This window comes from Methylophilus methylotrophus DSM 46235 = ATCC 53528 (assembly GCF_000378225.1).
GTDB lineage: Bacteria > Pseudomonadota > Gammaproteobacteria > Burkholderiales > Methylophilaceae > Methylophilus > Methylophilus methylotrophus.
Genome location: NZ_KB905141.1, coordinates 24,621 through 44,426, shown reverse-complemented (window position 1 = coordinate 44,426; position 19,806 = coordinate 24,621). Strand labels below are relative to the sequence as shown.

The 19,806-nt window shown below is 49.9% G+C and carries 11 protein-coding genes and 4 tRNA genes; 2 read left to right on the top strand and 13 right to left on the bottom strand.

Going from position 1 to position 19,806, the window contains the following annotated elements; translation table 11 throughout:
• Positions 1–94: 94 nt before the first annotated feature.
• From F463_RS0100180 to F463_RS0100125, 11 genes are all read right to left on the bottom strand, one after another.
• On the bottom strand, positions 95–7,576 hold the full coding sequence (locus tag F463_RS0100180) for an O-linked N-acetylglucosamine transferase family protein (protein ID WP_018985007.1): 7,482 nt from the start codon (positions 7,574–7,576) through the stop codon (positions 95–97).
• 276 nt (positions 7,577–7,852) lie between these two features.
• On the bottom strand, positions 7,853–8,101 hold the full coding sequence (locus F463_RS0100175; protein ID WP_018985006.1) for a helix-turn-helix domain-containing protein: 249 nt from the start codon (positions 8,099–8,101) through the stop codon (positions 7,853–7,855).
• A 458-nt stretch (positions 8,102–8,559) separates the two neighbouring features.
• Positions 8,560–9,426, bottom strand: coding sequence for a YihY/virulence factor BrkB family protein (locus F463_RS0100165; RefSeq protein WP_018985005.1), 867 nt, complete (start codon positions 9,424–9,426; stop codon positions 8,560–8,562).
• A gap of 187 nt (positions 9,427–9,613) precedes the next feature.
• Positions 9,614–9,700: transfer RNA gene (locus tag F463_RS0100160), tRNA-Leu, on the bottom strand.
• A gap of 69 nt (positions 9,701–9,769) precedes the next feature.
• Positions 9,770–9,845: transfer RNA gene (locus F463_RS0100155), tRNA-Gly, on the bottom strand.
• Between the two features lie 5 nt (positions 9,846–9,850).
• Positions 9,851–9,924 (bottom strand) — tRNA-Cys (locus tag F463_RS0100150).
• Between the two features lie 61 nt (positions 9,925–9,985).
• A tRNA-Gly gene (locus F463_RS0100145) sits at positions 9,986–10,061 on the bottom strand.
• A 266-nt stretch (positions 10,062–10,327) separates the two neighbouring features.
• Positions 10,328–10,909, bottom strand: coding sequence for a CDP-diacylglycerol--glycerol-3-phosphate 3-phosphatidyltransferase (gene pgsA / locus F463_RS0100140; RefSeq protein ID WP_018985004.1), 582 nt, complete (start codon positions 10,907–10,909; stop codon positions 10,328–10,330).
• Positions 10,910–10,938: 29 nt separating this feature from the next.
• The gene (uvrC, locus tag F463_RS0100135) at positions 10,939–12,738 is read right to left on the bottom strand and encodes an excinuclease ABC subunit UvrC (protein ID WP_018985003.1); all 1,800 of its coding nucleotides are present in this window, start codon (positions 12,736–12,738) and stop codon (positions 10,939–10,941) included.
• A gap of 344 nt (positions 12,739–13,082) precedes the next feature.
• On the bottom strand, positions 13,083–13,262 hold the full coding sequence (locus F463_RS0100130) for a tautomerase family protein (protein ID WP_018985002.1): 180 nt from the start codon (positions 13,260–13,262) through the stop codon (positions 13,083–13,085).
• A gap of 39 nt (positions 13,263–13,301) precedes the next feature.
• Entirely contained in the window at positions 13,302–14,033 is a 732-nt protein-coding gene (locus F463_RS0100125) for a cation diffusion facilitator family transporter (protein ID WP_026295163.1), read from the bottom strand.
• Between the two features lie 290 nt (positions 14,034–14,323).
• On the opposite strand from F463_RS0100125, the gene F463_RS0100120 reads away from it, so the two are divergent.
• Positions 14,324–15,160 (top strand): 23S rRNA (adenine(2030)-N(6))-methyltransferase RlmJ, encoded by an 837-nt coding sequence (locus F463_RS0100120; RefSeq protein WP_018984999.1) that lies wholly within the window; start codon positions 14,324–14,326, stop codon positions 15,158–15,160.
• Here the strand turns inward: F463_RS0100120 and F463_RS0100115 are convergent.
• Positions 15,157–16,272, bottom strand: coding sequence for a DUF2914 domain-containing protein (locus F463_RS0100115; RefSeq protein WP_026295162.1), 1,116 nt, complete (start codon positions 16,270–16,272; stop codon positions 15,157–15,159). The two genes, F463_RS0100120 and F463_RS0100115, sit on opposite strands and share 4 nt — an antisense overlap.
• 220 nt (positions 16,273–16,492) lie before the next feature.
• On the opposite strand from F463_RS0100115, the gene F463_RS0100110 reads away from it, so the two are divergent.
• Positions 16,493–18,715: an ATP-binding protein gene (locus F463_RS0100110; protein ID WP_018984996.1), complete on the top strand. Its 2,223-nt coding sequence runs from the start codon at positions 16,493–16,495 to the stop codon at positions 18,713–18,715.
• 27 nt (positions 18,716–18,742) lie between these two features.
• Here F463_RS0100110 and F463_RS0100105 read toward each other — a convergent pair whose 3' ends face one another.
• Positions 18,743–19,714, bottom strand: coding sequence for a crotonase/enoyl-CoA hydratase family protein (locus F463_RS0100105; RefSeq protein ID WP_018984995.1), 972 nt, complete (start codon positions 19,712–19,714; stop codon positions 18,743–18,745).
• Positions 19,715–19,806: the final 92 nt, after the last annotated feature.

The following is a 19,806-nucleotide window of genomic DNA, read 5'->3' as shown; positions in this document are numbered from 1 at the left end:
CTCGTGCCGGATTTTTTATGGTCTTGCGTTCTGATTTCTATACAAAAAAAGCATGCACATCACTGCGCATGCTTTTTATCAATGTTGGTCAGGATTAAGTAAACAATTGACGTACAGGCAACTCTGCACGCGTAAACTCGGCGGTTAAACCATTCACCTGATGCTCAGGGGCACCTTGCGTCATATTTTGCAGGCGGTTAAACACGCTGATAAAGGCCTGCAACTGGTCATCCCTATAGTGGTAGCCATTGAGTTCCAGCACCGCCAGCGTCAGGCTGCCAATATTGCTTGGCGTGCTGGCATGTGGTTTGGCACAACTGCGAACGCGATGCAAGGTGAGGAACAAACCACGCAATGCCACAAATGCCACAGGCAAAGGAATCGCAAAATCCCACTCCAGGTCAAAGAAATGTCCCTGCCCGCTCTTGTCCATGACAAAGTTAGTCGGTGTGGCATCAAAATACTGCGAAGGCAATAACGCTGAATACCCCGCAAACTCAGGCAAGGTTTTGCCAGCAGTGAGGGTGGCAGCTTCCAGGCCTTTCAGCCAAGGCGAAGCCCAAGCGGCCAGGTCTTCTACACGCCAGCCAGGACGATTCATGAGCTGTGTCAATTTATCCATCCACAGCTGTCCACCATGATAAGGCGCCTGCTCCCAGGCGGCCTGCAACAGTTGTGCAGTGTCGCCGGTATTACGTGTGCGTGTCACCACACCCTGCCCATCATGCACAAACTGGGTTTCCTTGCTAAACACTGCCTGGCGCTGGCTGCCGTAATGGGCTGCCAAAATATCAGGGTGTAATTTGCCACTCTGGCGTTGCGGGTAAGCCACAAACATAAATGAGTTGGCCACATCTTCCACCAGATTATTTCGCGCAATCACCTGCCAGGCATTTTCCAGTGAAAACGTAGGATGGCGTGGGGATTGCCTGTCATGCACCACAGAGCCTGCTGCCAAAGCACCGACATCCCAGCCAGCCTCACGGTGTGCCTGGTTAAAACCTTCAGGGTAAATCACGCTGACCGGGGTTTTGTAGTCAGGCAACGGCACATACAATTCAGTGGTTTCAAAACCGGCACTGCGGATCAATGCATCCAGCTCCACGCGGCCAAAGGTAATCGGGCTGGTGGTGCTGTAAGAATCATTGATACCATACATGGCCTGCCCCATATGGTCTTCTGGTGCGCCGCAGAAATACTTCAGGCCCAGCTGGTTCTCAATCGCGACAATCAGCATGCCGTCTTCCTTCAGGAAAGACTTTGCTGTTTGAAGCAGGAAGCGCAAAGGATCTGCCTCTTTGACATACACCTGGGCATATTCAAGCACGCCGATCAACGTCACCACATCAAATTTCTCGTCGGTTTCAAATGACTGGATCAGGTCAGAATAAATGGTCACATTGTTGAGATCTGCACAACGCTGACCAATGACACGGGCACGATTCGGGCTTCCTTCCAGCGCAACCACCTCTCCACCCAGCTCCCCCAGGAAGCGCGTAATCGCACCGCAACCGGCACCCAGTTCGAGCACCTTTCCGTTGGCAATCTTGTCAGCAAACGGGCGTAACAGGTTGGCACGCTGTGACGTCAAATGATAGTAACTCGGCCAATCCGTCGCTTTGGCTGACAATTCAGTAGAGAATACGCTCTTGTCGCGAGACTGGCGGATCATGTCATACAGGCGCTGTTCGGCATTGCCTACATCCTGGTAACCAAACGACTCTGTCTGCGCACGTTGGTAGAAATTATCTTCTGCACGGTAAATATAAGGGCCTTTGCGGACCGCCGTTGCCGCTTCAGCTTGCTGGCTATACTGTTGTTGCAAGGCATCAGCTTCGGCGGCAGCCAGGCCATTCTGGCGGGCAAAAGTGATCACATCCAGCACTTCATTGTTAGGGGCGGTCAGCGATAACACTTCAACATAAGCACGCCAGTAAGCAGGCTGTTGTGGCGCCAGGATCACGGCCTGTTCAAGCAAAGGCAGGGTTTCCTCTGCCTTGCCTGACTGCTGCGCCAGCAGGCCCAGCTGGAAATAGGTCGCCGCATGCTTGGCATCAATGCGCAAAATTTCCTGATACAAGCCCATCGCCTGTGCAAACTCGCCTTTCTCCTGCATTTGAACTGCCAGTGTAAATACCTCTGCAATAGAATCCTGTAGTGCGTTTGCTGGAGGCGCTTGGTTGAGTGTTGTGTTCATAGAATGACCTTTATCAGGGGTTTCAGTCACTGTTGTGACAGGAGAGTTCAAAGAAATTGCAAATGGGGTAGCCGCTTGGCCTTGGCACCAGGCTTGCCACATATGGCGTAGCGCTTGTGATAATGCGCGCGCCAACGGGCCAGGTTTTGCCACCGGCGAATCGGCAAAGCGTGTGCGTAGCGCTGCACGCAAGGCTGCCAACGCCTGTAAATCAGAAAGTACATGGTGTGCTTGTTGCAGCAGTTGCTGCGGCTGGTCGGCCACCCAGTCCTTTAAACCCAGATGCTGCATCAGGGCCATGGCACCCCGGCTGGCCAGACGGTCACCCGCCACGCATAGGGTTGGTACGCCCATCCATAAGGCATGCGCGGTTGTAGTCACGCCATTGGAAGGGAATGTATCCAGGCAGACATCCACAAGGTGGTATTGCTGCAGATAACTCACCATGTCTGTGCGTGGGTAAAACGACAAGCGGTCTGACGTAATCCCTGCCTGCGCAAACCAGTCTTGCAGATGTAGATAACTGTCCGCTTCCCCCATGCCGCCCAGCACCATGCGGCTACCAGGATAAGCTTGCATCAATGTGGCCCAATGCTGAACCGCGCTGCGGGTAATTTTGTTCGGACGGTTAAAGCAACCAAAGGTTAAATATCCATTAGTTAATGCAGGCAAGTCATTCACTGCCGGTGCTTGCGGATGCGGCTCAAAGGGCGCATTCACTGGCAGCTGTACCAGCTTCTCGCTGAACTGCTGATCAAACTGACCAGGCGGCAACAAGGCGCTATCGGCCAGGTAATAATCGATAGCGGTCAGGCCTGTACTATTGAGGTAACCCAGCCAGCTGGCCTGTACAGGTGCCGGTTTTCTGGCAAAAGTAAGTAAACGGTTGCCTGACGTATGGCCAGACAAATCAATCAGGATATCAATGCCATCTGCACGGATGCAGTCTGCCAGCGCTTCATCAGATAAATCTGCAACGACGCGCCACTGTTTAAAATAAGGCCGCATCTCGGCTGTGAATTCATCTTCGAGCGTGTAATTGGCGTAAGCAAACAATACCAGTGTGTTATCTTGTGCCAGTGTCGGCAGTAAAGGCAGCAGGAAATGCGCCACTGAGTGTGCCCGTAAATCTGCAGAGACAAATCCTACACGCAATGGACGTTGCGCATCCCGCGAATTGGCGTGTGGCTGCCAATGTGCTTTCAAAGGGGCTTCGTATAACTCGGCATAGGCGGCATGTGCTTGCTGCAAGGCGGCAATATCTACGCTTTCAGCATGGGTCATGCAAAATAGCAGGTTACTGAAACAGTCCGCATACTCAGGCTTCATCAACAAAGCCTGCTTGAATTGCCGCATCGCTTGTTCGACTTCACCAAGATCTTTGAGCACAATACCCAAATTGTTATAGGCCGCTGCATAGTCAGGCTTAAGCTGGATGGCATTTCTGAAAGCTTCAGCTGCAGCTGCAAGATCATTCTGCGCTTTGAGCACCAGGCCATAATAGCAATGCTCCTCTGCATCCCCGGCATTCAGCAACAGTGCTTGTGCCGCGGCGTCACGCGCATCCTTTTTCTGGATCATCAGCACATCAGCCAGCATTTTCCAGCCACCAAGCCATGCAGGATACTCTTGCAGCAAAGCCTGCAAGACTTGCTCCATCTGTGCGTAATCCTGTTGTTCAAACAGCTTGAGCACCGCCTCTTGTTGCTGGTTTGAAGGTTGTGTGTTTGTTGCAGCTTCCGGCAGAGCGATCTGCCACTCCTGCATCAGGGCTTGCAATGCTTGCACATGCTGGCCATTCCGCATGGCTTGTACCACGACTTGCTGCAGCGCATGCTGTTCATGAGTAGCGTGTAAGGCTGTGAGATAGCTGCTCAACAATTGCCATTGTGCAGGCGCCAGAGCATATGCTTGGGCAAAGTGTGCAATAGCTTGTGTCTGCTGGCCTGTATGCCATTCAATCAGGCCCAGGTTATGCATCGCTAGCGCATGCTGGGCATCCACCGCCAGAATTTCCTGGTAAAGCTGTCTGGCTGTATTTAAATCCCCCTGTTGCTGTGCGGCTGAGGCCAAGTCGAACACTTCTGCCATGGAGTCTTGCAAGGCGCTAGAAGCCGGTTGCTCAACCTGTACAGGCTCCCATTTTTGACGATAGCTCAGGTAAGTTTCACGCCAGCGTGCGCTACCAAACGCGCCGCCACTTTGGTGGGTCATACGCACAGGCCACACACCGAGCTTCAAACCGGCACGGGTAGCCGTACGGCAAAAATCCAGATCATAGAAATGAAATTCGAATTGGGGATCAAACCGTACGCCACTTTCTAATAGTGTTTTCTTGTGCGCCGCAAGGAACACACCGTCCATGAGCTGACATTCCCCAGCAGCATCGCCATAACTGGAAGACGGCCCAAACGCGTGCATGCCATGGCTGACTGCACCGCGCAGGTATTTGGCATCGTCCCAGGTAAACTGCAAATCAATAAAGCACCAGCCAGGCTGGCCAGGTTGTATGCGTGCGTTACCAGCCACACCGATCACATCATAGTGTGTGAGCCCACGTTGTATGGTGTGTACAAAAGTATTTTCATCAAGCCAGACATCGTCGTGGATCAAGACCAGCAGTGCATTCTCTGGCGCAGCTGCGATGGCTTCATTAAACACTTCGGATAAGCCGCGGGTATTTTCATAGGCAACCACTGGCACCAGGCGCTTATCCTGCTGCATATGGCGCTTGAGTGAACGGCCCAAGGCAGAATCACACCAGAAATCGGCTTCTGTCATGCGTGTGGCACTGACCACCCAGACGAGCTCACTGCCGGAAAAAGCTTCATGCACTGGTGCCTTTGCCAACAATTGCTGTGGCTTTAAGGTAGGCAGCACCTGTTGCCACAGGTCAAACAGTAATTGCTCAAAATCCTGCGCAAACTGTTGTGCATTCATTAATGGTGAGGCCAACACCTGTGCGCGCAACTGTGCCCGTAGTAAGGACAAGGCATCCAGATCACTGGCGAAAGTAATCGCCTTGTGCACATATTCTTCACGTGTGTTGGCAATCCAATCCGGCAAACCGGCACAATGCATGAAACTGGCGCCTTGGCGGGCAATCAAGGTATCACCTGATAAAGTCACGGTAGGCACACCCATCCACAACGCTTCGCAGGTGGTCGTACCGCCCGTAAACGGGAATGTATCCAGGATCACATCAATTTGGTGATGATTACGCAAGTATTCTTCCCTTGCCACCATCCCGTACAAGGTGCAGCGTGTGGCTGCAATGCCATATTTTGCCAATCTTGCCAGGGCCTGTTCGCAGATCAATTGATCGCTGAAAGCCTTGGTTTGCCAAAACAATCGGGCGTTGGGCAGTGCTTGCAGGATTTCGCCCCAGCAGGCCAATACCTCATCGCTGACTTTGCTGTAGTTCTGAAAACAACCAAAGCTGACGGCACCGGTACTCAGTGCTGGTAAGGGACTCACTTCAATCTCAAACGGCGGCGCAGTGAAACACATGCGTGTGTGTGGCAGGTGCACCACCTGCTCGGTAAATTGTTTGGCTACCTCGGCATTGATACTGACTGGATCGGCAATCACATAGTCCATGACCGGCAAACCAGTTGTCCCCCAGTATCCCAGCCATGTCGCCTGTACCGGGGCAGGTTTATAGGCAAAAATAGGCAACCGTGTACCACCAGATAAACCAGACAAATCCAGCAGGATATGGATACCGTCTTCACGGATGTGCTTGGCTGCCTGGACATCGGTCAGGCCAGCCAGCGAACGCCACTGGTTACATAAGTCTTTGAGTTCGTGCGAGAACGCATCTTCACGACCATCTGTGGAATATCCATAAATCTCCAGTCGGCTGGCATCAAATGTCTGCAACCACTGGTGCAGGAAATAGCCAACAGGGTGTTTACGTAAATCGGCAGAAACCAGGCCAATACGGATGCGTTGCTCCTGGGCATGGACGTGCCAGCTATCATAAGGCGTCACTTCCTTCATCATGGCCGCGCCGAGTCTATGGGCGTAATCCAGGCTCTCATTGAGCGGCAAGGTATTGCTGTAACTGTTGGCAAACAGCAGGTTTCTAAGTGCCATCATATGGCCAGGTTCGATGAGGAGTGCTTTTTGCAGGGTACGGATGGTGGTCTCAATCTGCCCCATATCCAGGTAAACATTGGCCAGGTTGATGTAACCCGCCATAAATTCAGGATGAATCTGCAAGGCTTGTTCTAGTTTAGCAATCGCTTCTGTGTAGCGGCCCAGCATACGCAGGCTGATGCCATAATTACTCAATACACTCTCAGAGTCCGGCAACTGCTCCAGGGCTTTTTCAAAGTACTGGCAAGCTTTGTCGAAGGCATTCCTGGCATTCTCAATCAGGCCCAGGTTGGCTTGTACATAAGGGTTATCTGGATCAGCTTGCAACGCTTTGTGGCAATAAGCTTCAGCCTCAGCATATAAATGCTGGTTGAACATTTCAGTGGCCAGGTTATTGAGTGCCTCAGCACTGAAATCCTGTTTCAGCATGATCTGGTCAATATAAGCCTGGTATTCCCGCATGCGGTGGGTTGCGCGATAAAGTTTGGCCAGGTTTTTCAATAATGATAACTCGGCAGGATCCAATGCCAGGCCAGCCAATAACCACTGTTCAGCTTCTTCTGTATCACCATGTTGCAAATACAGCGCACCCAGATGGCTATAAGCCTGTACATAGTCGCGTTGGAGAGCTATTGTCTGCTGAAAAGCATCAATCGCTTCTGTGGTATTGCCCAATTGCTCCAGGGCCACCGCCATATTGAAAAAGATGACGGCATTATCGGGTTCAATCTCCACCGCTTCACGATAATATTGAATTGCTTCCAATGGCTTTTCTGCTTCATGCAGCAAGGTCGCCAGTTCAAAATTGACACGGCCATCCTGCTGATGAATATTCAGGCCGCGGCGCAACACTTTTTCTGCCTCTTTCAACTTCCCGGTCTGTTTCAGCACGCTAGCCCAGTTAGCATAGGCCTGGCTGAAAGCGGGGTTTAACTTGAGTGTCTGGCGATAATATTTGATGGCTTGTGCATCGTCTTGCAGTTGTGCATAGACATTGGCCAGGTTATAAAGGACTTCGGCATCCTTTTTCAGGTACTTGCTTGCCTGCAAAAAAGCCTCAGCGGCTGCCGTTAAATGATCTTGTTGTTGATACAGGCTGCCCAGTAACTTCCAGGCCAGGCCTTCTTCAGGAAACTCACGCGTAATCTTTTGCGCCAGCGTCAGGCACTGCACCCACTCGCCCTCTTTCCAGGCTTGCATCAGCGCTTGCATCCAATGGCTGCAATCCTGCGCAGTTGCGGCAGCGGCGGATTGCAAATGGCCTGGCGAGTGTTTCATATAAAGAGAATTCCAAAAATTTTCTCTTATTATTCAAAACTCTGAGGCAGATGCATCGCTTAAAAAAAGCGGAAAAAACCAGTTATCTTCACTGTTCGCCTGATGCGTACTTGAGTGGTATTGCCCGCTAAGCCATATGGATAGTGGCCCCATGGGCAAAAAAGGAAGTTAGGCTGTGATTGATGCAAAAAAAGATTATTCAAGAAAAGATGGAATCCACCGTAAATATTGGCCAGCATAAAAAAACCTCCGAAGACATCGGAGGTTTTATAGGACCTAGGCGACCTGCTCTTGCGGCACTGGAATATCAGGCTCCCAGCGCACCAATGTATACAGATCACATTGCAAATAAGCACACAGCTTATTCAAATGGTCGGTGCTGGCATTGTAGGTCTGGTCTTTTAACATTCGATGTAATGTCATGCGGCTGATCCCGCTGGCATCTGCAATTTCGGTAATGGTGATGGTTCTGCCCCACTCCAATTGTTTTTTTAAAATAACGGTCTTTAACTCTACGTAAATCACACAACTTCCTGACAACTTTTGATTGTTCGCGTTTTACTATCGCTTTGCTAAACTTGGGTAAAGTTTAGCTGACGTATAGATGCTGGAGATTGACCAATATCAATCCCTCCTCAAAAACGCAATGACCTGAGGATGACCTACATTATACAATTTTATAAAGTGTTGGTGATGAGTGAAATGACGCATGTCCTGCTGATTTGGTTCATCCTATAGAGAATGACTTTAGGATTTGAGGAATAAGTGTCTGCGCGAGCAAATTGCTTCGTTGCGCGGTTTTTTGGTTTCGGCATCACCTAAAAGTTAGCCTACACCGCAACACTTCGTTAGTTGTCGCAACCTCGTATATCACATACTATCTCGGTTTCTGCGTTCCGTGCGGCTTGCACTTCATCTCGCTCAACGACTTATTCCGTGAATCCTTTACACGCTTTAATCGGATGCATTTTTAAAGGCTAAAATTAACGTTTGCCCGTACCCAATACTTGCGAATAGGCACGCGTCAGTTCCGCGCCCATCAAGAATATCTGCGCTGAGTAATAGACCCAGATCAATAGCACTAAAATAGATCCAGCCGCCCCGTAAGCACTAGAGAAGGCACTGTTACCGATGTAGATGCCGATCAACCACTTGCCGATGGTAAACAAGACCGCCGTCATCACAGCGCCTATCCACACTTCTTCCCATGCAATGTGGGCGCGTGGCATGGTTTTGTAAATCATGGCAAACATGCCGGTGGTCAACGCAAAACTGAATAAGGTATTTAGCACGCCCGCAATCAACATCCAGCCCGTAAACAGGGGCGACCACCATTTGCTAATGGCGGCCAGCCCGGCACTAAATACCAATGACACCATTAGTAAAAACCCTATCCCCAGAATCATGCCAAACGATAGCAGTCGCGCACGCAATAAGTGCCACAAGCCACTCCCTTCGCGCACAGGCGCTTTCCAGATACGGTCCAGCGAATCCTGCAATTCGCCAAACACAGAAGTCGCCCCCACCAGTAACAAGACCACACCAATCACCGTTGCAGCGATCCCTTCGGTGGGATGACTCACGCTCTCCAGCAGGGTTTGTATCGCCATCGCCCCGCGTTGCCCCATCAGGCTATGCAATTGGCCGATAATCTCGCCACGTGCCGCGTCCTGGCCAAACACCAGGCCTGCAATTGAAATCACAATCAATAACAGCGGCGCAATGGAAAATAGCGTGTAATAAGCCAGCGCAGCACCCATGCTTTGCGCGTAATCGTCACGCCATGCACTAAAGGCCGTTTTAAAAAGAAGCCAGATTTGTTTAATCGACATGCCAGAAACGTTTTTCATTACCTTGTCCATCTTGAGTGGCTAATGCTTTGCAAATAGCTCAAGGATAGTAAATTCTGAGGATGATGTGCATCAGTTCATACCGCGCTGACATGTCAGAAAGGGCTGACGAGAGGTCTAATTTTTTAAACTGGCAGGCTGGGAAAAGAAAAAAGGACTTAGAAAAACTCTAAGTCCTTTTTGATACTGGTGCCCGGAGCCGGAATCGAACCGGCACAGCCGTTAAGCCGAGGGATTTTAAGTCCCTTGTGTCTACCAGTTTCACCATCCGGGCGAAGTCTGACAAGTTTTGTATTCTAACACCTGATCAGCTTTGCATAGCATTGGTGTTTAAAGAGGAATATGGAGCGGGAAACGAGTCTCGAACTCGCGACCTCAACCTTGGCAAGGTTGCGCTCTACCAACTGAGCTATTCCCGCATATCTGGAGGCGCGAGCCGGAGTCGAACCGGCCTAAACGGCTTTGCAGGCCGCGGCATAACCGCTTTGCTATCGCGCCAGAACCAACAACATAAAAACAACTTATGTTAAAAAGGGAAAGCTGCGCTTTCCCCAGAATTTGGAGCGGGAAACGAGTCTCGAACTCGCGACCTCAACCTTGGCAAGGTTGCGCTCTACCAACTGAGCTATTCCCGCGTATTTCCTTGCGTCATGCGTCGTAAGGAAGCTGGCATTTTAATGATTTTAAGACCGGTGTCAAGGAAGATTTTGAAAATAATGTTTCTTTTTATACTTGCTTTTTAAGCGCTTCTAACAATTCAAGTTACCCATCTTTTTTACTCGTGTGCCAGGCAAGGCGCGATTAAAAAATTTTGCGCGCACGGGATACAGGCATTGCCTGCTTACCCCATGATATGGGCAACGCCGTATTGCGGCAAAAATTGAATTGATAGAAGTGCTGTTTAGATGGTTTCGCGTATTGCCGGCCACGCTGCACGCAGGTAATACCCCATAGAAACCAGGGTCAGCAAAGCGGCAATCACGATCAACCATTCGCCCAGCCATTGTATATTCACCCCAAACAGCGGGTCGTACCAGAGCAGCAAAATAATGGCAACCATTTGTGCGGCGGTTTTGATTTTACCGACCATAGCCACGGCGACATTGGCACTTTTACCTATGCTGGCCATCCATTCGCGTAAGGCACTGATGGCAATTTCACGGCCAATAATAATCAGCGCCACCACTGCGCCCACCCGATGCAATTCAACCAGTACAATCAGGGCGGCGGCCACCATTAGTTTGTCTGCGACCGGGTCAAGAAAGGCGCCAAACTTGGACATCTGGTGATACTTGCGCGCCCAGTATCCATCCAACCAGTCAGTCAGTGCCGCCAGGATAAACACGCTGGCAGCAGTTAAATTCACCCAATGTGCGGGCATTGCATCAGGCGTCACAGCATTCGCTGGCAGGTAAAAGATGCCAACAAACACCGGAATCATGGCAATGCGCAACAGGGTAAGTATATTCGGGATATTCCACATGTTATTTTTGATGGCTGAATACTAAGGACTTAATGCAATCGCTCGTAAATGGTTTGTGCCAGGGCCAGGCTAATGCCTTCCACTTGTGCAATCTCGTCTATGCTAGCACTTTTTATTGCATCCAGGCCACCAAATCGCGTCAACAAAGCTTTGCGGCGCTTGGCCCCTACCCCTTCAATCTCTTCCAGGCTAGAGGTGATGCGGGCTTTGGCACGTTTGGCGCGGTGACCGGTAATGGCAAACCGGTGTGCCTCATCGCGGATTTGTTGTAGCAGGTGCAAGCCTGGGTTGTCCACGGGTAAATTCAGCATTTCGCCGGTATCCGAGAAAATCATGGTTTCCAGGCCAGGCTTGCGCTCTTCGCCCTTTGCAATACCAATCAGCAAAATATCGTCAAGACCAACTTCCTGCATGACTTCCATCGCCACGCCCAACTGGCCTTTGCCACCGTCAATAAAAATCAGGTCTGGGCGCTTGCCCTCACCTGCCGCGACTTTTTTATAACGCCGCGTCAGCACATCGCGCATGGCCGCATAATCATCGCCTGGGGTGATGCCGGTGACGTTATAGCGGCGGTATTCACTGTTTTGCATATCACCACGATCAAACACCACGCAACTGCCAACCGTAGCCTCGCCCATGGTATGGCTGATATCAAAGCATTCAATGCGTTCGGTGTTCTCGGCCAGGTTAAGCGCCTCACGCAAAGAGAGCAAACGCGCCTGCTGGTTGGCTGAAGTCGCCAGCCGTTGTTGTAGCGCCAACTCGGCATTCGTCTGCGCCATTTTGAGCCAGACTTTTTTATCGCCAATCGCATTGGTCAGCACGCGGATTTTGCGCTCGGCCTGCTCACTGAGCATGGTTTCGAACTCGGTTTTGTCAATCTCCGCCCCACACACCAGCAAAGGCGGCGTGTTTTGCGCCACATAATACTGGGTAATAAACGCCTCTACCGTTTCTACCAGCTCGGCATCCTGCGCGTTTTTGGGGAAAAAGCTCTTATCGCCTAAATGGCGCCCACCACGGATCATCACCAAATTAATGCAGTGCTGGCCTTCAATCTCGGCGCAGGCAATCACATCCGCATCACTCACGCTAAAGTCACTCACAAACTGCTTGGCCTGCACCTGACGCAAGGCTTGAATACGGTCACGCAACACCGCCGCCTGCTCATACTCCATGGCCTCGGCTGCGGCATTCATCCCATCAGCCAAAGAATCCATCACCTCACTGGTTTTGCCCAGCAAAAATAGCGCCGCGTGGCGCACATCACTCGCATAATCTTCTTGGGAAATCAGGTTCACGCACGGCGCCGTACACCGCGCAATCTGATACTGCAAACAAGGTCGTGATCGGTTGGCAAATACCGTATTTTCACAGGTGCGTAGCTTAAACACCTTTTGTAGCAACTGGATGCTCTCGCGCACCGCTGGCGAGCTAGGGAATGGCCCAAAATACTGATGCCCCTTGCGCTGAGTGCCGCGGTGAAACGCCAGCCGCGGAAACGCATCGCCCGTCAGGCTAATATAGGGATAAGACTTATCATCGCGAAACAACACATTGTAACGCGGCATCAAGCCCTTGATCAGATTGTTTTCCAGCAATAACGCTTCAGCCTCAGAACGCGTCACCGTCGTCTCAATATTGTTAATCTGAGACACCATCATTTTGGTGCGCGGACTGGCCAGATTCTTGTTAAAGTAACTGGAAACCCGCTTTTTTAAATCTTTGGCCTTACCGACATAGATCACAGTATTTTCCGCATTGAGCATACGGTAAACACCAGGCAGATTAGGCAGGTTTTTAAGGATGAGCTTAGGGTCAAACATGACGGCATTTTAGCAGGAACTACTGCTTAGCTTTACTATTTGAGTCCAGCCAGGTAAACAAGCTCTTGCACCACAACGCGCAAATCAGAAGATATTTTATCTATGTCATTGCGCACTGCATTAAACCTTCGACTATGAGCGGATTTATCTCCGATATCTTTGAGCCATTTACCATTGTTTTCCCCTTTAACTTAGTCAGCGGCTAAAACCTAATGCATGCAGATTAAATTGATTTTCACTTACTTGAACACAATTATTACACTTAGCTTTTTAAATTCGTTTTGGTAACTACTTAACATTTGCGAGACTAAAATAGTCCCTAAATAAAACAAAACTAGAAATACTCATCCCAATAACTCACCACCAATCGCCCAATCCTCATACTCCACCTCTTCAAACACGATATAGGTGTAGTTAGCAGGTTTATGCGCGTGCTTTTGCAGCGTTTCAGTGATCTCTTTGGCAATTTGTTTTTTCTGCTCTTTGGTGACAGAGCCTGCTAGTTTCACATTGACATAAGGCATATTGACGCTCCTTCTGTGGGTAGTTAAATGATCTTTAAACTAGTGGTGATGACCTGCGCCACCGCGGAGAATATCGCGGATAAGATTGAGCGTGACCACCAGCAGCAATACTGAAATAAGGATAGACAAAATGGGGTCTATGCTCATCCAGCCGGTAAAGTAGATGACTACCCCGGCGACCACGGCGGTGACTGAACCGAGCAAGTCACCCAGCACATGCAAAAAAGCGGCGCGGTGATTTAAGTTTGCATCGCCACCATGATGTTCATGTTGATGGTGCATGTGTTTGGCAACAACAAGGTTAACCAGTAAGCCTACCAGCGCAATAATGCTGACATAGCCGCCTGCGACTGGCCGCGGATTTTGCAGGCGCTCAATCGCTTCGTAGACAATCCAGCCAGTGACCAGCAGCATGGAGAGGGCGTTAATCATGGAAACGCGACGCTCAGTTTTATTGGAGGCCGGATGCCCGCTGCGCGCCTGATGGGCTGCCCACATGGCAAGGCCAAGGGCCAGCACATCAAACAGCATATGCCAGGCGTCGCTGAGCAAGGCTAGCGATTGTGTCCACCAGCCGCCAACAAACTCGACCATGGTAAAGATGGAAATCGCTAGAAATGGCAGCGAGAAAGGGTTGCCGTGCTCGTGATCATCGTGGCTATGTGCGTGTTCATGATTGTGATCATGACCGTGATTATCTGCGTGATCGTGACCATAAGGGCAGCGGCCAGTTGAGTGAGAATGTTCGTGAGGTGTATGGCTAGGTTTCATGATGGCATGCTAATGCAAATTAGCTGCTTTTCACAATAGGGCACTTCTATAAATTCAATTTACGTCGCGATACGGCGTTGCTCATATAGTGGGTTAAGCAGGCAATTCGCAAAACGAATGCTCGCAAAAACTCTTCCTTACATATTACTTATATGCTGCGTCAGATTTTTTTAATCGCGCCTTGTCTAGCTTAATAACTTGATTTTATAAAAGCACCCTATCGACTTTCTGACATAAAACAGTCTCTAATGAAAAATCTGGGATAATGCTGGCTTGTAGAGAAAATCACCATGTTAAGTTACAGACACGCCTTTCATGCTGGCAACCATGCCGACGTTTTAAAACACTGGATTTTCAGCCTGGTGCTGGATTATTTTAACCAGAAGGATAAGCCCTACTGGGTGGTTGATACCCATGCGGGGGCCGGGTTGTATCGCCTGGATAGCAGCGTGGCGAATAAAACGGCGGAATACGTGGATGGCATTTTGCGTTTGCAGCAAAGCCAGGCGCCTGAGCCGTTTCAGGTCTATCTGGAGGCTGTGGCGGCGGCAAATCAAGACCATACCAAGCTCTACCCGGGTTCTCCCTGGCTGGCTAGTCATTTGATTAACCCGGTGGATAAATTACGCTTATTTGAGTTGCATCCGGCCGATGCGGCTTTGCTAGAACAGCAATTTGCAGCGCAAAAGCGGCAAATCGCTATTCAGCAGAAAGATGGCTTTGATGGCATCAAAGCCTGCTTACCACCGCCGACTAAACGCGGTATTGTATTGATTGACCCGCCATATGAGGTCAAAGACGATTACTCACGCGTGGTCAACTGTATTAAGGACAGCCTGAAGCGCTTTGCTACCGGAACTTACCTGATATGGTACCCTCGCCTGCAAAGGCCTGAGCCGCAACAAATGATAGACAGACTGCGTAGCCTGGATACCGATTACTTGCATGTCACGCTGGATGTTCAGAAACCCGCCGCCGATGGTTTTGGCATGCACGGCAGCGGCATGTGGGTGATTAACCCGCCGTGGACACTGCGTCAATCCATAGAGCCGCATCTGGACTGGCTGGCCAAGACTCTTGCGCAAGATGCAACAGCCCGTGCACATTGCGAGGGTCGCCAGCGTTAATAGCGGATTCTGGCCCTATGCTGCAAATCCAGCTCAGTGCCTAAAGAAACCGTGAAGGCGTGGACAGCGATGGTTTGCCGGGTCGAAGTTTGTATACGCACGCGCCATTCGCCAGCTGTCACGTTGCTCTTATAGGTGTATCCCCTGTAGCCGCTATCCCGCCCGCCTGTCAATGAAAACCCTGGCGTAGAAACACTAACCCACTCCTCGCCGATTTTCTTCTGCCAGTCATGTAACAATTTGGTCTGCAAGCCCTGTGGAGCAAACACCGCCGAGAAGCACACCAGTTTTTGGCCTGGTTGCAGATAAAAATGATCGCTATCGACACGCCAGAATTGCCACCAGGGAGATTTTTCAACCGTCATCCAGTAGCCTTCCGGTGTTTTTTCCAGCTCATAAGCAATGACCACTGCCTGTTTCACCAGCGGCACGGGGGGGATCATGTCGGCACGATAAGCAAGCATGAGCATCCCTGCGATCAGCCATACTGGCCAGATACGCCCGACATGACGCGGTGCACGCTGGTATAACACATAGGTGACCATCGCGCCGAGCAAGGTACTCAAATAAAACCAGATGGCATGTACGCTGCCAAATACAAACGGAAAGGCAAAATTGCACCAAAGGATTGAGCACAGACCAAACATGCTCCAGCATAGGCTGAACCGGCGGTATTCGCCTTCCATGAATTCATTGGCAACCAGCAATACCCCTAATACCAATGTAACGACCCAGGCCAGGCCATAACTTGAACTCTTGAAATAAAGAATAAACAAGGCGCTCAACAGGCTGCCAAACAAAAACTGTAATATCCAGTATGGCCAATCCTGGACTGGCCAGCCGGAAACACGGTTTTGCAGCCACTGCCAGTTTAATAGCCGCTCTCCCAACCGCCTGACTGAAGAATAGGGTTCAGCCAGCTGGTGCATGAGCAGTGCAGCCACCAACAAATACAAGGCAAAGATCACCATATCAGACATGGCTACCTTTTTGCCGATGGTAATGGCATCCCAGACAAAGCCACCCACAAAAAATGAGATGGGCAATATCATCCGGCTACGCGCCAGCAAACGTGACAGCCTGCCTGGGGATGAATTATCAGAAATGGTCATGCAGATAGATCGCTATGGAATACAGGACGTCGGCATTTTTATCATAGATAACGCCAACTACAATAGTATTTTGCACCCTAAAAAGTAAACTTTCTTTGATAATCAAATTTAGCCTGTTAAACTTTAAATTATCTTAAGAAAAGTCCGTTAACTATCAATATAGGTTAGATTTCGCTTTGCGAAACGCTAGCTAGCGGCAACCCCTCATCGATTATCAAGCATGCGAGATTTAATCAGACAGTTAAAACAGAAAGTCACAGAGATAAAGTCTGTCAGTAATGAAACTGAACAGGCTTTAATCCGTGTTGTTTTCGTCAGTTTTATCACGCTCTACCTTTTCTTCAATCACAGCAGTTATGAACCGATATTGCTGTGCCTGATTTATTTATGCTTTGGCTTCCTGATGTTATACAACATCTTGAAGGATCCGCAGAAAAATGAAAAGCGCCAATGGACAGCCATGATTATGGATATCACGGCCACGTCATTGGAACAAATGATTTCAGGCGCCATGGCAGGCGTGTTTATTGGCGTTTACCTGTGGCTGATTATTGGTTATGGCTTGCGCTATGGCACCAAGTTTTTTAAAGGCTGCTATTTGTTTAGCCTGATTGGTTTTGGCGTTACGCTTTACCTCAACCCTTATTGGATGGAGCACCAGCATTTGGCGTATGGCTTCTTCCTCACCCTGCTGCTGATCCCACCACATACCTTGCGTCTGCAAATCAGCCTGGAAAAAGCTACCAAGGAAGCTGGTCAGGCTAATGAAGCCAAGACCAACTTCGTTTCCAACATCAGCCATGAAATGCGCACGCCGCTAAACGGGATTATTGGTGCCAGCGAGTTACTAGCGCAAACCAAACTGGATGGCAAGCAATCCGAACTGTTAAAAATGGTAGGCACCTCAGCCTCCAGCCTCAAAAAGCTGATTAACGATGTGCTGGATATCAGCAAGATAGAAAAAGGCAAAGTAGAGCTGGAAGATATCACTTTCTTTCTGCCAGACCTGGTTCAGCGATTACAGCTGATGTTCCAGCTTGAGGTGGAGCGAAAACAGTTATGGCTAAGATTTGATCTTGGCCCCGAAACAGAACGCCACTATGTAGGTAGCCTGCACCATATCGAGCAAGTACTGGTCAACCTGATTGCCAATGCCATCAAGTTTACACAGCATGGCGGTATTGATGTGACGGTCAGTGATACCAACCAGCTGACTTTCCGCATTCGTGATACTGGCATAGGCATTAAAGCAGAAGTATTGCCGATGATCTTTGACAGCTTCACCCAGGCAGATAGCAGCATCACCCGACGTTACGGTGGGACTGGTTTAGGCACTTCGATTGCCAAACAGCTGGTTGAGGTGATGGGTGGCAATATCGAGGTTTCCAGCCAGGTCAATGTGGGGACGACTTTTGTGGTCAGTTTGCCGCTCATGCACGCAGCAGCACCGGCACAGCCTGTCAAAGACGAAATCAATCTGGATAGCCAGTCAAATGTGGTGCCGCTGAGTAGCCATAACAAGTTTCGCAAGAAAATTCGCGTACTGATTGCAGATGACAATGTAGTCAACCGGTTGATCCTGAATGAAACCTTGCAAAAAATGCACTGTATCGTCAAGGCCGTTGAGAATGGCGATGATGCCCTGGATGCGTTGGAGCATCACCAGTTTGACCTGATGATACTCGATTACAACATGCCGGAAATGAACGGCCTGGAAGTGTTTAACATTTACCATGCGCTACCGGGCAGCAAACCGTTGAGAACAGTGATTCTCACCGCAGACGCCACAAAAACGACGCAAGAGCGCTGTTTGCGTGCAGGCGTATACCAGGTGCTGACCAAACCAGTCGTCTCGCGGCAAATCCAGACCTTGATAGAAGCGATTGCCAGCACGATAGACACTGAGCAATCCGCACAAACCACGCCCGTCCGCCGCAAAAAATCCAAACCGGCAGAAACGCGGGCTGCGTCCGCTATCGCAGATCAAAATTTTGTGGACGCCAGATCTCCTGACTCACCCATGAGGTCTTTAAAGCCTAAATCTGCTCCCCACATTGCCAGCCTTACCCCCACTGTTGAACCATTGCTGGACGATGAGCGCATGGCTCATTTGCTCAAGCTGGGTGGCAGTGAAGCTTTTCTCCACAAATTGATTACAGAGTTTTTAGAGACTACCGATGAATTGATGCGTTCACTGGGCACGCATTGCATGGACCTTAACTTTGAACAAGTGCATAAGCTGGCACACATATTGGCAGGCGAATCTGCCAATATGGGCCTGATTCCTTTGAGTAAACACAGTCGTCGCCTGCTGGGGTTAAGCATGGAAGATGCCCAGACCATTTCCGTCCTATATCAAGCCGTGGCAGATTGCTATGATGAGACACGCGTACAGTTGCAACTACATCGTAGCAAGCTCTCACCCAAACGCTCCAACAAATAAGCCGGGCACCTTCACCATTTTCACTCACTATTGATTCACTACCTGGGGCTGCGGCGCATTTGGCATGGGCTCAGCTTCACTGGTACTAGCAATTGTACTTTCTTGATTGACAGGGAAAAGGCGTGACTGGGCGCGGTAGAACCTGTCCATTACCTTCAGATCGCGCTCGGTCAACCGCAAGGCATTCTCAACCCACACCTCCACGATATCCTTGAGTTCGTCATAGCTTAAAGGACTGATCCTGGCCTTGGCTTTTTGCGCAGATAAAAAGCCTTCTGCGCGCTTGTTATTCTTATGGATAAACTCATGCACAGCCTGCTCGCCCTCACCATCCTCGACAACGATATCAATCAACCCCATTTCCAGGCACTCTTCTGCAGTATAGCGCTCGCATCCCAGAATCATCTTGTCTGCGACAGCCATACCAGCCTTGCGTGCAATAAAGCTATATGCCCCCATACCCGGAATCATGTTAAAGAACAACTCAGGAAAGCAAAATACCGCTTGTTTTTCGGCAATCAGCACGTCACTGGTGAGGGCTGCTTCTATGCCAGCGCCTAACACTTCGCCTTGCAGCAGGGAGATTTTTGTCACATGATCCAGCTGGAAACGAAATGCGCGTTGTGCCACCACATCAATACTGAGTTTGGCATAGGCTTGTAATTGCGCCCTGTCTTGCTGGCGGATAGCCGCAGCCATTTTTTGCAAATCGCCGCCCATATTGAAATAGCCTGGGGTCGCCGATGCAAAAACAGAATAGCGGATTGGCAATATCGTCTCCGCATCCGTCTGCACATAGCCGCCGCTGCGCTGGATATCGGCATGGTGCTCATGCAGATTCATCAATAAATCATGATTAATGCAGGGAATACGCTGAGGTTGATGCAAATAACTCCACAGTGCTTGGCGTTCAGCATCAAAACGGCAAAAGACCTGACCGTAATCATGCGACTGTAAACGTTGTTGATAATTAACCAGGCCTTGTTCGAACGGTTTCATGAGTTTCTCCTTGGGCATTGACAATGTTGAGTTTCATCAGAGGTATTGACGTATATGCATCATAGACGTCAGCCAATACATCATAATCAAAA